The 14,169-nt window shown below is 68.8% G+C and carries 10 protein-coding genes, 1 tRNA gene and 2 riboswitches; of the genes, 2 read left to right on the top strand and 9 right to left on the bottom strand.

Annotated features, from left to right (window positions below; genetic code table 11):
• Positions 1–28: 28 nt before the first annotated feature.
• The 8 genes from FOZ70_RS26080 to FOZ70_RS26045 all read right to left on the bottom strand — a co-directional run bounded on the left by FOZ70_RS26080 (position 29) and on the right by FOZ70_RS26045 (position 10,380).
• A complete protein-coding gene (locus tag FOZ70_RS26080) occupies positions 29–1,417 on the bottom strand; it encodes an L-serine ammonia-lyase (RefSeq protein ID WP_021164187.1) in 1,389 nt (462 codons plus the stop codon).
• A 30-nt stretch (positions 1,418–1,447) separates the two neighbouring features.
• The gene (locus tag FOZ70_RS26075; RefSeq protein WP_059490381.1) at positions 1,448–2,584 is read right to left on the bottom strand and encodes an alginate lyase family protein; all 1,137 of its coding nucleotides are present in this window, start codon (positions 2,582–2,584) and stop codon (positions 1,448–1,450) included.
• A gap of 151 nt (positions 2,585–2,735) precedes the next feature.
• The gene (gcvP, locus tag FOZ70_RS26070; RefSeq protein WP_059490276.1) at positions 2,736–5,663 is read right to left on the bottom strand and encodes an aminomethyl-transferring glycine dehydrogenase; all 2,928 of its coding nucleotides are present in this window, start codon (positions 5,661–5,663) and stop codon (positions 2,736–2,738) included.
• Positions 5,664–5,726: 63 nt separating this feature from the next.
• Positions 5,727–6,107 carry a glycine cleavage system protein GcvH gene (gene gcvH, locus FOZ70_RS26065; protein ID WP_021164191.1) on the bottom strand — a complete coding sequence of 127 codons (381 nt, stop codon included), beginning with the start codon at positions 6,105–6,107 and terminating at the stop codon, positions 5,727–5,729.
• Between the two features lie 118 nt (positions 6,108–6,225).
• Positions 6,226–7,344 carry a glycine cleavage system aminomethyltransferase GcvT gene (gene gcvT, locus FOZ70_RS26060; RefSeq protein WP_219707172.1) on the bottom strand — a complete coding sequence of 373 codons (1,119 nt, stop codon included), beginning with the start codon at positions 7,342–7,344 and terminating at the stop codon, positions 6,226–6,228.
• Between the two features lie 84 nt (positions 7,345–7,428).
• Positions 7,429–7,562: riboswitch (glycine riboswitch) on the bottom strand.
• A gap of 33 nt (positions 7,563–7,595) precedes the next feature.
• Positions 7,596–7,697, bottom strand: a riboswitch (glycine riboswitch).
• Positions 7,698–7,850: 153 nt separating this feature from the next.
• A complete protein-coding gene (locus tag FOZ70_RS26055) occupies positions 7,851–8,213 on the bottom strand; it encodes a hypothetical protein (RefSeq protein ID WP_021164193.1) in 363 nt (120 codons plus the stop codon).
• Positions 8,214–8,383: 170 nt separating this feature from the next.
• Positions 8,384–9,436 carry an oxidoreductase gene (locus FOZ70_RS26050; RefSeq protein ID WP_042978333.1) on the bottom strand — a complete coding sequence of 351 codons (1,053 nt, stop codon included), beginning with the start codon at positions 9,434–9,436 and terminating at the stop codon, positions 8,384–8,386.
• 236 nt (positions 9,437–9,672) lie between these two features.
• Entirely contained in the window at positions 9,673–10,380 is a 708-nt protein-coding gene (locus tag FOZ70_RS26045) for an SGNH/GDSL hydrolase family protein (RefSeq protein WP_060313948.1), read from the bottom strand.
• Positions 10,381–10,675: 295 nt separating this feature from the next.
• On the opposite strand from FOZ70_RS26045, the gene FOZ70_RS26040 reads away from it, so the two are divergent.
• Positions 10,676–12,763, top strand: coding sequence for a UvrD-helicase domain-containing protein (locus FOZ70_RS26040; RefSeq protein ID WP_048025221.1), 2,088 nt, complete (start codon positions 10,676–10,678; stop codon positions 12,761–12,763).
• Between the two features lie 148 nt (positions 12,764–12,911).
• Here the strand turns inward: FOZ70_RS26040 and FOZ70_RS26035 are convergent, their stop codons facing one another.
• Positions 12,912–13,805 carry a c-type cytochrome gene (locus FOZ70_RS26035; RefSeq protein ID WP_048025223.1) on the bottom strand — a complete coding sequence of 298 codons (894 nt, stop codon included), beginning with the start codon at positions 13,803–13,805 and terminating at the stop codon, positions 12,912–12,914.
• Positions 13,806–14,057: 252 nt separating this feature from the next.
• Here FOZ70_RS26035 and FOZ70_RS26030 point away from each other — a divergent pair.
• Positions 14,058–14,133, top strand: a tRNA-Arg gene (locus FOZ70_RS26030).
• Positions 14,134–14,169 lie beyond the last annotated feature (36 nt).

Raw genomic sequence — 14,169 nt, 5'->3', positions numbered from 1 at the left:
TCGCCCCGCGTGACCGCCGGAATCCGCATCAGCACTCGACGATATTCACCGCGAGCCCGCCGCGCGACGTTTCCTTGTACTTCGTCTTCATGTCGGCACCGGTCTCGCGCATCGTCTTGATCACCGAATCGAGCGACACGTAGTGCGAGCCGTCGCCGCGCAACGCCATGCGCGCCGCGTTGACCGCCTTCACCGACGCCATCGCGTTGCGCTCGATGCAGGGAATCTGCACCATCCCGCCGACCGGGTCGCAGGTGAGGCCGAGGTTGTGCTCCATCCCGATCTCGGCCGCGTTCTCGACCTGTTGCGGCGTGCCGCCGAGCACGGCCGCGAGCGCGCCCGCCGCCATCGAGCACGCGACGCCCACTTCACCCTGGCAGCCAACTTCCGCGCCGGAGATCGACGCATTCAGCTTGTAAAGAATGCCGATCGCGGCGGCGGTGAGCAGGAAGTCGATCACGCCCTGCTCGTTCGCGCCCGGCGTGAAGCGCGTGTAGTAGTGCAGCACGGCGGGGATGATGCCGGCCGCGCCGTTGGTCGGCGCGGTCACGACGCGCCCGCCGGCCGCGTTTTCCTCGTTGACCGCGATCGCGTACAGGTTGATCCAGTCGATCATCGACAGCGGATCCTGCAGCGCACGCTCCGGGCTGCCCGTCAGCGTGCGGTACAGCTGCGGCGCGCGGCGCTTGACCTGGAACGGGCCGGGCAGGTTGCCGTCGGCATCCGGGTTGCCGATTCCGCAGCCGCGCGACACGCACGACTGCATCACCGCCCAGATCTTCAGCAGGCCATCGCGCGTCTCTTCCTCGGTGTGCCACGCGCGCTCGTTTTCCCACATCAGCTGCGCGATCGACTTGCCGGTCGACTCGGTCAGCGCGAGCAGCTCGGCGCCGGTGCGGAACGGGTGCGTCATCTGCTCGGCCGCGCTCAGCACCTTCGTGTTCGGCGCGCCGGCCGTCACGACGAAGCCGCCGCCGACCGACAGGTAGGTGCGCTCGACCAGCACCGCGCCGTTCGCGTCGCTCGCGCGCAGCTTCATCCCGTTCGGATGCTCGGGCAGCGCCTGGCGGTAGAACGCGATGTTCTCCTTCAGCACGAACGGCACCGGGTGCGTGCCGAGCAGCGCGAGCTTCTTCGACTTGCGGACGTCTTCCAGCCGCGCGTCGATCGTGTCGGGATCGACGGTGTCGGGCGCGTCGCCGAGCAGGCCGAGCATCACGCCGCGGTCGGTGCCGTGGCCCTTGCCGGTGGCGCCGAGCGAGCCGTACAGCTCGACCTTCACGTGAGCGGTCGCGTCGAGCATCCCGTCGCGCTCGAGGCCCTGGACGAACATCAGCGCCGCGCGCATCGGCCCGACCGTATGCGAACTGGATGGACCGATACCGATCTTGAAGAGGTCAAAGACGCTGACTGCCATTTCGATTCCTGCCTTGCTTTAAGAGTAGTGCTAGCGCGCCTGCAATGGCAGGCACGCGGCGAGCCATGCGGGCGGCGTTGGGGAAAGTTGCTGCGCGACGCGGGCATAACGCCCGTCGAGCCGCGCGGCCAGATGAAAGAGTTCGGTGGCGTTTTTCGGGTCCCACTGCCCCGTGTAGCCCGGCAGGCCGGCTTCGCGGCGCTTCGCGTCGAACGGCACCGGCGAATTCACGAATTCCTCGTGCGTTTTCTCGCCGAGCGCGTACGGCACGAGCCAGTCGAGCGCGGCCGCGAGCGTCGCACCGTTCGTGCCGCGCTCGCGCAGCCAGTTGCGGTTGAAGCGGCGTGCGGCGAGCGCGGCCGTCACCAGCGGCTGCAGGTCGTAGACCGCGTAGTGCAGCGCATCGCGCTCCTCGAAGTCCCACGTCTTGCCGTCCGGGCCGATGTTGTCGGCGAGATGCTCGACGAACAGCCGCTGCGCGGCGTTCATCATCCTGCGGTCGCCGAGCGTGAACGCGGACAGCGCGATCAGCTTGATCCGGTGGCTCTGCCAGTTGTTGCGCCAGGTGCCGGTGAGCGGGCGCTTCTGCGCGTCGATCTGCGCGACATAACCGGCGCCGAGCTTCGCGATGAACGCTGCGGTCGCATTGCGGGTCTTCACCGGCAGCGCGCTTGCCGTCATGTCGTACGCGACGATCAGGCTGTCGAAACGCGTCTCGTCGATCGGGTTGAAGCTCGGCTGGTAGGTGCCGACCCACGCGGACAGGAAGCGGTCGACGAGCTGCAGGTAGCGCGGCGCGTTCGTCACGCGCCACGCGAGCGCGGCATCGCGCATCAGGTCGAGATCCTTCAGCGCGGCGGCGCTCTGGTCGTAGATGCCTTCGTGCGGCAGCGTGCCCTCGGTGTGCACGCGCGCCATCGCCTTCGGCTGCTCGCCGATGCGTGCGTCGACGCTGCGGATCAGCGCCTGGACGCCCGGCTCGGCCTGCGTCGTCTCGCTCGCCTGCAGGGCCGGCGCCGCGCAGAAATTCATCGCCGCGCGCGCGCTGCCGCACGCGCCGAGGCCGGCAGCGGCCAACGACAGCGACGCGACGAACATCGGCACGACACGGCGCGCGCGCGGCCGCCCTTGCAGTGCACCATGGCCCGGAAACATCGGACGCACCATGCGGAACTCCTTCATTGGCTGGATCGCGTGTGATGTTAGCTGGATTGGCGCACGAACGTGCACGGGTTCGAGCGGCGAACAAAAAAACCGCACGCAACCCCGGGTTGCGTGCGGTGCGGGCACCATCGGACGGCTCCTGGCCTCGTGTGCGTTATGCGTATTCCGACATCGGCACGCACGAGCAGAACAGGTTGCGGTCGCCGTAGACATTGTCCGCGCGGCCGACTGGCGGCCAGTACTTGTTCGTGCCGAGCGACGCGACCGGGTACGCGGCCTGCTCGCGCGAGTACGCGTGCGGCCATTCGTTCGCGGTGACGACGGCCGCCGTGTGCGGGGCGTGACGCAGCGGGTTGTCCTCGCGGTCGGCGCGGCCTTCCTCGACCGCACGGATTTCCTCGCGGATCGCGATCATCGCGGCGATGAAGCGGTCGAGTTCCTCCTGCGATTCCGATTCGGTCGGCTCGACCATCAGCGTACCCGGCACCGGGAAGCTCATCGTCGGCGCGTGGAAGCCGTAATCCATCAGGCGCTTCGCGACGTCGTCGACGGTGATGCCGCTCGATTCCTTGATCGGGCGCAGGTCGAGAATGCACTCGTGCGCCACCAGCCCGCCCGGGCCCGAATACAGCACCGGGTAGTGCGGCGCGAGGCGCTTCGCGATGTAGTTCGCGTTGAGGATCGCGGTTTCCGTCGCGGCGGTCAGGTTCTTCGCGCCCATCATCGCGATGTACATCCACGAGATCGGCAGGATCGACGCCGAGCCGTACGGCGCGGCCGACACCGCGCCGATGCCGTTTTCGTCGCGCGAGTAGCCGGTCGAACGCTGGTTCGGCAGGAACTTCGCGAGGTGCGCGCCGACCGCGACCGGGCCGACGCCCGGGCCGCCGCCGCCGTGCGGGATGCAGAAGGTCTTGTGCAGGTTCAGGTGCGACACGTCGCCGCCGAACTGGCCCGGCGCGGTCAGGCCGACCATCGCGTTCATGTTCGCGCCGTCGACGTACACCTGGCCACCGTGCGCATGCACGATCTCGCAGATCTCGCGGACGTTCTGCTCGAACACGCCGTGCGTCGACGGATACGTGATCATGATCGCCGCGAGGTTCTTCGCGTGCTCGTCGGCCTTGGCCTTGAGATCGGCGATGTCGACGTTGCCCTGCGCGTCGCAGGCGACGACCACGACCTTCATGCCGGCCATGTGCGCGGAGGCCGGGTTCGTGCCGTGCGCGGATGCCGGGATCAGGCACACGTCGCGGTGCGCTTCGCCGCGCGATGCGTGGTAAGCGTGGATGATCAGCAGGCCCGCGTACTCGCCCTGCGAGCCGGCGTTCGGCTGCAGCGACACGGCCGCGTAGCCGGTGGCCGCGACGAGCATCTGCTCGAGCTGGTCGATCATCTCGCGGTAGCCGACGGTCTGCTCGGCCGGCGCGAACGGGTGGATGCCGCCGAATTCGGGCCACGTGACCGGCAGCATTTCCGACGTCGCGTTCAGCTTCATCGTGCACGAGCCGAGCGGGATCATCGAGCGGTCGAGCGCGAGATCCTTGTCCGACAGGCTGCGCAGGTAGCGCAGCATTTCGGTTTCGGAATGGTGGCGGTTGAACACGGGGTGCGTCAGGTACGCGCTCGTGCGCTCGAGGCCGGCCGGCAGCGCGGCGACGCCGGCGAGGCCCGCGTCCAGCGCATCGACGGCCGGCGCGGTGCCGCCCGCGGCCTGCGCGAACACGTCGAGGAGATCGGCGAGGTCGTCGCGCGTCGTCGTTTCGTCGACCGATACGCCGACTTGCGTGTCGCTCACGCGGCGCAGGTTGATGCGCCTGGCCTTCGCGAGTTCATGGACCTGCGCGGTGCGCGCGCCGGTGTCGATCGTCAGCGTGTCGAAGAACGTGTCGTTGACGGTCGCGAAGCCGAGCTGCTTCACGCCGGCGGCGAAGAGGGCCGCGATGCGGTTCACGCGCAGCGCGATCGTCTTCAGGCCGTGCGGGCCGTGGTAGACCGCGTACATGCTGGCCATGATCGCGAGCAGCGCCTGCGCGGTACACACGTTCGACGTCGCCTTCTCGCGGCGGATGTGCTGTTCGCGCGTCTGCAGCGCGAGGCGCAGCGCGGGCTTGCCCTGCGCGTCGACGGTCACGCCGACGAGGCGGCCCGGCATCTGGCGCTTGAATTCGTCGCGCACGGCCAGGTAGGCGGCGTGCGGGCCGCCGAAGCCCATCGGCACGCCGAAGCGCTGCGTGTTGCCGATCGCGACGTCCGCGCCCCAGTCGCCGGGTGGCGTCAGCACGGTCAGCGCGAGCAGGTCGGCCGCGACGACCACGTGGCCGCCGGCCGCGTGGATCGCTTCGGTGAGCGCGCGGTAGTCGCGCACGTCGCCGTTCACGCCCGGGTATTGCAGCAGCACGCCGAATGCATTCGCTTGCGCCGCGTCGGCGGCCGGGCCCGTCTTGACCTCGATGCCGACCGGCAGCGCGCGCGTGCGGATCACTTCGAGCGTTTGCGGCAGCACGTCGTCGGCGACGTAGAACACGTTCGATGCCGGCTTGCCGGTGCGCTGCAGCAGCGTCATCGCTTCGGCGGCGGCGGTGGCTTCATCGAGCAGCGACGCGTTCGAGATCGCGAGGCCCGTCAGGTCGGCGACCATCTGCTGGAAGTTCAGGAGCGCCTCGAGGCGGCCCTGGGAAATTTCGGGCTGGTACGGCGTGTAGGCCGTGTACCACGCCGGGTTTTCGAGCACGTTGCGCAGGATCACGGCCGGCGTGTGCGTGTCGTGGTAACCCTGACCGATATACGAGCGGAACACCTGGTTCTTGTCCGCGAGAACCCGCAGCGCGGCGAGGGCTTCCGCCTCGCTCTTCGGCTGCGCGAACGGGCCGAGCGGCAGCGTTTCGGCGCGGCGGATCGAGGCCGGGATCACGGCGTCGATCAGGGCGGCGCGCGACGCGAAGCCGAGCGTGTCGAGCATGGCCTGCTGGCTGGCGGCGTCGGGGCCGATGTGGCGTTCGGCGAACGCGTCGTGCGTTTCGAGCGCGGCGAGCGAGAGGGGCGTGCGGTTCATCAGGCGGTCCGGGTGTTCGAGCTTCATGGCGTGACTCTGGTCCCGCGCGGGCCGGCCGGCGGCCGGCGTCGCGCGGTTCGGGTAAGGGAATTAGTCGATCAGCTTGCTGTAGGCGGCGGCGTCGAGCAGGCCGTCGGTCGATGCGCCGGCGGCGAGCTTGATCTTGAACAGCCACGTGTCGTACGCGTCGCTGTTCACCTCTTCCGGCGTGTCGATGGCGTCCGCGTTGATCGCGACCACCTCGCCCGACACCGGCGAATAGATGTCCGACGCCGCTTTCACGGATTCGACGACGCCGATCGCGTCGCCCGCCTTCACCTGCTTGCCGACGGCCGGCAGTTCGAGGAAAACGATGTCGCCGAGCGTGTTCTGCGCGTGATCGGTGATGCCGACCGTCAGCGTGCCGTCGGCTTCAGTGCGGATCCACTCGTGTTCGTCGGTGTACTTCAGATCGGCCGGGACGTTGCTCATCGGATGCTCCTGATAAAAGGGTTTGTTCGTTTTGCTGGCGCGCCCGCCGGGGCGCGCCGGGTGTGGTGTTGCGCCGGGCGCCATCTCCCGGCTTTCCGGGAGGCGGGCCGCCCGGCCGTTACGCAGCGAGGACCTTGCCGTTGCGCACGAACGGCAGTTTTACCACGCGCGCGGGAAGATTCTTGTCTCGAATTTGCACCTGGACGATGTCGCCGATCTGGACGGCCGCCGGCACGCGCGCGAACGCGATCGATTCCTGCATCGACGGCGAGAAAGTGCCGCTCGTGATCTCGCCTTCGCCGTGCGGCGTGACGACCTTCTGGTGCGCGCGCAGCACGCCGCCCGCCTTGCCGTTTTCCTTCTGCAGGATCAGGCCGACGAACGCGGCGCGGGTGCCGTTGGCTTCAAGGGCGGCGCGGCCGACGAAGTCGCGCGGCGCGCCGAGGTCGACCGTCCACGCGAGGCCCGCGTCGAGCGGGGAGACGGTGTCGTCCATGTCCTGGCCGTACAGGTTCATGCCGGCCTCGAGGCGCAGCGTGTCGCGCGCGCCGAGCCCGCACGGGCGCACGCCGCTCTGCTGCAGCGCGTTCCACAGCGCTTCGACGTGCACGGCCGGGACGATCACTTCGAAGCCGTCTTCGCCGGTATAGCCGGTGCGTGCGACGGTGAGATCGCCGAACGGCGTGCCGGCAACCTGCGCGGCGTTGAACGGCTTCAGCTCGCTCGTCGCGGCACGCGCGGCGGGCACGGTCGCCCAGGCCTTTTCGCGGGCGTTCGGGCCCTGTACGGCGATGATCGCGAAATCGCGGCGCGGCGCGATCGTGACGCCGTAGCCGCCTTGCTCGTTCAGCTGGTTGAACCACGCGATGTCTTTCTCGGCCGTGCCGGCGTTGACGACGACGCGGAAGAATTCTTCGGTGAAGTAGTAGACGATCAGGTCGTCGATGACGCCGCCCTGCGGATTGAGCAGGCACGAGTAGAGTGCCTTGCCGGGCGTCTTGAGCTTGCCGACGTTGTTCGCGATCGCGTGCTCGAAGAACGCGCGCACGCGGCTGCCGGTGAAATCGACGACGCACATGTGCGACACGTCGAACATGCCGGCGTCGGTGCGCACGGCTTCATGTTCTTCGATCTGCGAGCCGTAGTTGACGGGCATGTCCCAGCCGCCGAAGTCGACCATGCGGGCATTGAGCGCGCGGTGCGCGGCGTTGAGCGGGGTGTGATTCAGTGCAGTCATCGAGGCCTCAGGCAAGGCGCTTGCGCGCGGATCAGAACGGCCATGTGCCGACCACCGCGGCCGACGGCCTGCGAGCGATCCGGTACATGCCCCTCTGTCCTCGATACCTGAGAGATTGCGCTGCCGGCCAGGCCTGGCGAACGCGCGCCCCTTCGGTGGGCAGCCTGCCCGCGCAGCCTATGCGCTGCGGGCTACTGCCGCTCTCCAGAGTGCGGGGAGTGTGTGGCCCGCGCGATGCACGGACGAGGTTCCCCGACGCGGTCGGTCCTTTTGCCTGAGAGTTTGCGGGTGTGCCCCTTCGGCGGCGCAACCGGCTGAAACAGCACGGTCACACGCTCTCCCGACGCGTGCGGGCGACTGTACGCGAGCAGGTGGGCCTTGTCAATTTGAGCAAAAGAATGTCGCTTCGCGACAAGCGGCGACAAGCGGCGACAAGCGGCGACAAGCGGCGACAAGCGGCGACAAGCGGTGCCGCCGCTTTTTCCGCGCCGGCGGGCGCCGGTGCGTTACTCGCCGATCGCGCGCGCGGCCGTGTCGAGTTCCTGGTTCAGCACGCGCTGCTCGTCGCCGGACAGGCCGCCGCTGTGCTGCGCGGACATGTCGTTCGCTTCCTGGCGGATCACGTCGAGGCGGTGGTGAAGCTGCGCGCCGTACGGCGGCGGGTAGTAGCCGCCGTTCACGCGCGCATCGATGCGGCGGTGCAGGTTCTCGATCCGGCCCTGGATCTGCTGCATCCGCTCGTTCGCGACGACCTGCGGATTCGGCCGCGGCGGAGGGGCCGGGCGAACCGGCTGCTGCGGCTGCACGATACAGGCCGCAAGCGAGGAAACCAGGACGCAGCACGCTGCTGCGCGAATCAACCGTTGCATCAACATTCTCCAGACGGATTGGTGTCGGATCGACTTTTTCGAGAAACGCGTCAGACCGGTCGGACGCTGACTTTCGTTCCCCCGGCATTTGTAACCGAATGTTCCTGTAATCGAATCCGCCGGGCCGGCCGCGCGCGTGCCGGCCGGCCGCGACCGGCCGGCGCGCGGTGTCAGATCGTGCGGCGCACGAACGGCAGCCGGCGGCCGTCGTGCTCGCTCTGCGCGGCGAGCTCGATGATCGTCATCACGTCGACGGCATCCTGCGTGGTGACGGGAAACGGCGCGCCGTCGCGGATCGACGCGGCGAGCGCGCGGTAGAACTCCGCGTACTGGCCGTCGAGTGTCGGCACCGGGCGTTCGACCTCGACCTCGCCGTCGAGCACGCGCAGCAGGCCCGGCGGATTGCCGCCGCCGAATTCGACGTCGTCCGCGGTGAGGCCGGCCTTGAGCTGGTCTTCCTGCGTGTCGAGCCCGAACTTCTGGTAGCTGCCGCGTGTGCCGTGCAGCGTGAAGCGCGCGGGTTCGATCGCCGACAGCGCGCTCGCATGCAGCGCCACGTCCTTGTCCGGGTAACCGAGCTGCAGGTGCACGAAATCGGGCGCCGTGCCGTTGTCGCGACGGGTCTTGACGGTCGCGCCCACCGTTTCGGGCAGGCCGAACAGCGCGAGCGCCTGGTCGATCAGGTGCGGGCCGAGGTCGAGCAGCAGGCCGCCGCCGCGGGCGGGTTCCTCGCGCCAGCGCGTGCGCGGCGTCGGGCGGAAGCGGTCGAAGTGCGACGCGAAATACGTGAGCCGGCCGAGCTCGCCCGATTCGACGATGCGGCGCACGGTGAGGAAATCGCCGTCCCAGCGGCGGTTGTGGAACGGCGCGAACAGCCGGCTGCGCGCGTTCGCGAGCCGCGCGAGCGCAAGCGCCTCGTCGGCGGTGAGCGTGACGGGCTTGTCGACGACCACGTGGCGGCCGGCTTCGAGTACCTGGCGCGCGAGCGTGAAGTGCGTGTCGTTCGGTGTGGCGATCACCACGCATTCGATGTCGTCGAGGCCGAGCAGCGTGTCGAGATCGGGGACGACGCGCGCGCCCGGATACGCGGCTTGCGCGCGATCGGGCTGCCCCGTCGCGATCGCGGCGACTTCAGTGCGGCCGCTCGTGGCGATGACCGGCGCATGGAACGTCGCGCCGGCGAAACCGAAACCCATCAAACCAATCCTGAGCAATGACGACATGGCAATCCCTGGCTGCGAAGGAAACTAAAGGATGGTGCGCCGAGACGGCGCGAAGACGACCGGCTATTTTGGCATGGCGCCGCCGCTCGTACCGGGGCGTTCGGGCGAAACGCGCCGTGCGATGCGGCGCTTGCGCAACGAAGGCCGGCATTTTGCGCGGGCCCGTGTGCCGCCCGTGCGGGGTTTTGCCTGCCAGCCCGCGCGGTGAAAGGCCGGTGCCGGGGCGTCGTGGTACGTCATGCGGCCGTCCGGCGCAGCACGGCGGCGGCGACTTGCGTGGCCCACACCGTGCAGGCGGCGGCACCGGGGTGGAAGCCGTCGGCGGCCATCAGGTGGCGCTCGAGCGGCAGCTCGACGCGCAGGAACGTACAGTGCGGCTGCGTGGCGGCCCAGCCGGCGAGCGCCGTGTTGAGCCGTTTCGCGCGCAACCCGAGATACCACGCGAGCGGCTGCGGCAGCGCCGGAAAGCGCTCCATCGGCGGCACCGCCGACAGGATCGCGTGGCCGACCCGGAAACGAGTGGCGAGCAGCCGGACGAGCTCGGCCTGCTGCGCCTGCCAGCGGGCCGGCGGCACGCCGCCCGTCACGTCGTTGACGCCGAGCGACGTGACGGCCACGTCGAACGGCTCGGCCGGTTCGGCGGCGAGCCAGTCGACGAGCTCCCGCGTGGTCAGGCCCGTGCGCGCGAGCAGCTTCCAGTGCACGCGGTGCGTGGCCGCGAGCGCGTTCGCCAGCTGCCCGGACAGCGCGTCGCGCTGCGTCGCGACGCCGACGCCCGCGGCGGCCGAATCGCCGACCACCAGCACGCGCAGCGGCGGGCCGTCGCCCGCCACGCCGTCGCGCGGGCCGGCCGCCTCGGGCAGGCGCGGCGTGACGCGGCGCACGTAGCGCCCCTGCGCGAACAGCAGCGGGCCAAGGGCGGCGGTGGCGAACGGGTATCCCATGATGTCGATCCGGTGGCGATTCAGGCGATTCAGGCGATCCAGGCGGTTGGGCACGGGGCGGTGCCGGGTTGAGATATTGTGGCCGATCGCTGCGCGAACGGGGCCGGATTGGCCGGACGGACAAGGGGCGGCCGCGGGATCCGGCTGCGCGGCCCCGTCCGGCGGCGCTCCCGAAAAGCGCGCCGCCGACGTGTTAACATGCGCGTCCTGCCCCGCGTGTCCGCCTGCTTCGCCGGCCCGCCGCGCACGGCATCCTCCCGGCGTTCCGCCGTCAACCGCAACACCATCCGCCATCATGTCCGCAGGCCTCAATCCCGCCCAGAACGAAGCGGTGCGCTACCTCGACGGTCCCTGTCTCGTGCTCGCCGGCGCGGGCAGCGGCAAGACCCGCGTGATCACGCAGAAGATCGCGCACCTGATCGAAGCGAAAGGCTTCGAGCCGCGCCACATCGCGGCCGTCACGTTCACGAACAAGGCGGCCGCCGAAATGCGCGAGCGCGTGGGGAAGCTGCTCGAGGGCAAGACGCTCACCACGCCCGGCAAGGAAGGGCGCAAGGTGCCCGTCAACCAGCTCACCGTCTGCACGTTCCACTCGCTCGGCGTGCAGATCCTGCGCCAGGAGGCCGAGCACGTCGGCCTGAAGCCGCAGTTCTCGATCATGGATTCGGACGACTGCTTCGGGATGATCCAGGAGCAGCTCGGCACGACCGACAAGGGGCTGATCCGCAAGATCCAGAGCATCATCTCGCTGTGGAAGAACGGCCTGATCATGCCCGACGAGGCGATGGCGATCGCGGCCAACGAGGACGAGCACCAGGCCGCGCTGGTCTACCGCAACTACGTCGCGACGCTGCACGCGTACCAGGCGGTCGACTTCGACGACCTGATCCGCCTGCCGGCCGAGCTGTTCGCTAAGAACGAGCAGGTGCGCGACCGCTGGCAGAACAAGCTGCGCTACCTGCTGATCGACGAGTACCAGGACACCAACGCGTGCCAGTACGAGCTGCTGAAGTTGCTCGCGGGCCCGCGTGCGGCGTTCACGGCGGTCGGCGACGACGACCAGGCGATCTACGGCTGGCGCGGTGCGACGCTCGAGAACCTCGCGCAGCTCGGCAAGGATTTTCCGAAGCTGCACCTGGTCAAGCTCGAGCAGAACTACCGGTCGACGGTGCGCATCCTCACCGCCGCGAACAACGTGATCGCGAACAACCCGAAACTGTTCGAGAAGAAGCTGTGGTCCGAGCATGGGATGGGCGATTCGATCACCGTCACGGCGTGCAACGACGAGGAGCATGAAGCCGAATCGGTGGTGTTCCGGCTGTCCGCGCACAAGTTCGAGCGGCGCGCGCAGTTTCGCGATTACGCGATCCTGTATCGCGGCAACTTCCAGGCGCGCATCTTCGAGCAGGTGCTGCGGCGCGAACGCATTCCGTACGTGCTGTCGGGCGGCCAGTCGTTCTTCGACAAGGCCGAGATCAAGGACCTGTGCGCGTACCTGCGGCTGATCGCGAACGCCGACGACGATCCCGCGTTCATCCGCGCGGTCACGACGCCGCGCCGCGGGATCGGCAACACGACCCTCGAGGCGCTCGGCTCGTTCGCGGGCCAGGCGAAGGTGTCGTTGTTCGAAGCGGTGTACATGGGCGGCATCGAGGCGCGGCTGTCGGCGCGCCAGGTCGAGCCGCTGCGGATGTTCTGCGACTTCATCCAGCGCCTGACCGAGCGCGCGGACAAGGAGCCCGCGACCGTCGTGCTCGACGACATGATGGAGGCGATCCACTACGAGGCGTACCTGTACGACGCGTTCGACGAGCGCCAGGCGCAGTCGAAGTGGCAGAACGTGCTCGAATTCCTCGAATGGCTGAAGCGCAAGGGCACCAAGCCCGAGACGGAAGCCGTCGACGGCGAGGCCGAAGGCTTCCACAACGCCGACGGGCTCGCCGATACCGGCAAGAACCTGCTCGGCCTGATCCAGACCGTCGCGCTGATGTCGATGCTCGAGGGCAAGGACGAGGATCCGGACGCCGTGCGGCTGTCGACCGTCCATGCGTCGAAGGGGCTCGAGTATCCGCACGTGTTCCTGGTCGGCGTCGAGGAAGGCATCATGCCGCACCGCGGCGGCAGCGAGGACGACGGCCCGATCGACAACGAGCGGATCGAGGAGGAGCGCCGGCTGATGTACGTCGCGATCACGCGTGCGCAGCGCAGCCTGCACCTGAACTGGTGCAAGAAGCGCAAGCGGGCGCGCGAGACGGTCGTGTGCGAGCCGTCGCGCTTCATTCCGGAGATGGGGCTCGACGATGCGCCGCCGCCTACCCCGGAAGAGGCGCCGATGTCGCCGAAGGACCGGCTCGCCAGCCTGAAGGCGCTGCTGCAGAAGTGACGCCGCGGCGCTGTCGGGCGTGCGGTGTTTCGACGATTCGACGATCTGACAGTCAGCCGGTCAGCCGGTCAGCCGGTCAGCCGGCCAGGCAAAAAACAAACCCCCGCGGTGCGCATGCGCCGCGGGGGTTTTTTCTGGCCGGCCGGTGTTACTTCGCCGAGTTGACCATGTAGTCGACGGCGGCCTTCACGTCGGCGTCGGATGCGTTCGACCCGCCCTTCGGCGGCATCGCGCCCTTGCCGTGCAGCGCGTAGTTGTAGACCGTGTCCATCGAGTCCTTCAGGCGCGGCGCCCAGTCTTCCTTGCTGCCGAACTTCGGCGCGCCGAGCACGCCGGCTCCGTGGCAGGCCACGCAGGTCGACGAGTACAGCGCCTTGCCGGCGGTTGCCGCATCGGCGCTGGCCGGGGCGGCCGCCGGTTGTTCGCCGGCCTTCGGGATCGCGGCGATCGCGGCCTGCGCGGCGGCGATCTGCGCGCTCGCGGCGTCGGCCGGGCCCGATGCGCCTGCCGCGCCGCTGGCGGGTTGCGCCGCGTTGGCGGCCGGTGCGGCCGGTTCGGGGAAGTTCGCGCCGTCGTTGTTCGCCATGTAGACGATCGCGCGGGCGATTTCATAGTCGCTGACGTCGTCGGGGCTCGTGCCGCCGCGCGGCGGCATCGCGCCCTTGCCGGCCAGTGCCGTCTTCAGCAGCGTGTCGAAGCCTTGCGAGATGCGCGGCGCCCAGTCGTCCTTGTTGCCGAATTTCGGCGCGCCGGCGGCGCCCGTGCCGTGGCAGGTCACGCAGACGGCCTTGTAGACAGCCTCGCCGGTCTTGTACGTGCGGGGCGCGTTGGCGTCCTTCACTTCGACCTGCGCGAGCGGGGCGATACGCGCGGCGACCTGCTCGTCGGATAGCGCGTCCGTGCCGGCGCCGGCGCGGAACGCATGGTTCGCATAATTGGCGAACAGGACGATCAGGATGATCGGAATCGCGAACGACGCGATGATGACGGCAATCAGCTGCCCGGGGGTTTTGACGGGAGATTCGTGGGGTGCTTCGCTCATGCTTGCCTCGTCTCCGTGAATAGGAATTGTGAGCGCGGTGCAACGGCAAAATGGCAGTCCAATGAAGCACGGACGATTATAGACGGAACGTTTACATCACGGCGAGCGGTGCGATGGCGCGTGTTTACCCGCACGCAGCGCGGTGCGGCGGGGATTCGTCGGGCAAGGTGGACGCGTCATGGGAAACCGGGTATCCTTGCCGTCTTGCCAATCGTGGGCGGCCTGTATATTGGGGTCGTTTCACTGTCTCACGCGCCCGTAGCTCAATGGATAGAGTACTGCCCTCCGAAGGCAGGGGTTGCTGGTTCGATCCCAGCCGGGCGCGCCAAGCCTAGTAAGGCTCTCAGCGGTTTCGTTACTTCAT

The organism is Burkholderia sp. COPS (assembly GCF_019425585.1).
GTDB lineage: Bacteria > Pseudomonadota > Gammaproteobacteria > Burkholderiales > Burkholderiaceae > Burkholderia > Burkholderia cepacia.
Note: the sequence above shows the minus strand (reverse complement) of the source record. Positions and strands in the feature narration are given on the sequence as shown.

Coding starts and splice junctions, on each gene's coding strand:
- FOZ70_RS26080 (WP_021164187.1), bottom strand. CDS start 1,417: ATGGCAGTCAGCGTCTTTGACCTCTTCAAGATCGGTATCGGTCCATCC.
- FOZ70_RS26075 (WP_059490381.1), bottom strand. CDS start 2,584: ATGGTGCGTCCGATGTTTCCGGGCCATGGTGCACTGCAAGGGCGGCCG.
- gcvP (WP_059490276.1), bottom strand. CDS start 5,663: ATGAAGCTCGAACACCCGGACCGCCTGATGAACCGCACGCCCCTCTCG.
- gcvH (WP_021164191.1), bottom strand. CDS start 6,107: ATGAGCAACGTCCCGGCCGATCTGAAGTACACCGACGAACACGAGTGG.
- gcvT (WP_219707172.1), bottom strand. CDS start 7,344: ATGACTGCACTGAATCACACCCCGCTCAACGCCGCGCACCGCGCGCTC.
- FOZ70_RS26055 (WP_021164193.1), bottom strand. CDS start 8,213: ATGCAACGGTTGATTCGCGCAGCAGCGTGCTGCGTCCTGGTTTCCTCG.
- FOZ70_RS26050 (WP_042978333.1), bottom strand. CDS start 9,436: ATGTCGTCATTGCTCAGGATTGGTTTGATGGGTTTCGGTTTCGCCGGC.
- FOZ70_RS26045 (WP_060313948.1), bottom strand. CDS start 10,380: ATGGGATACCCGTTCGCCACCGCCGCCCTTGGCCCGCTGCTGTTCGCG.
- FOZ70_RS26040 (WP_048025221.1), top strand. CDS start 10,676: ATGTCCGCAGGCCTCAATCCCGCCCAGAACGAAGCGGTGCGCTACCTC.
- FOZ70_RS26035 (WP_048025223.1), bottom strand. CDS start 13,805: ATGAGCGAAGCACCCCACGAATCTCCCGTCAAAACCCCCGGGCAGCTG.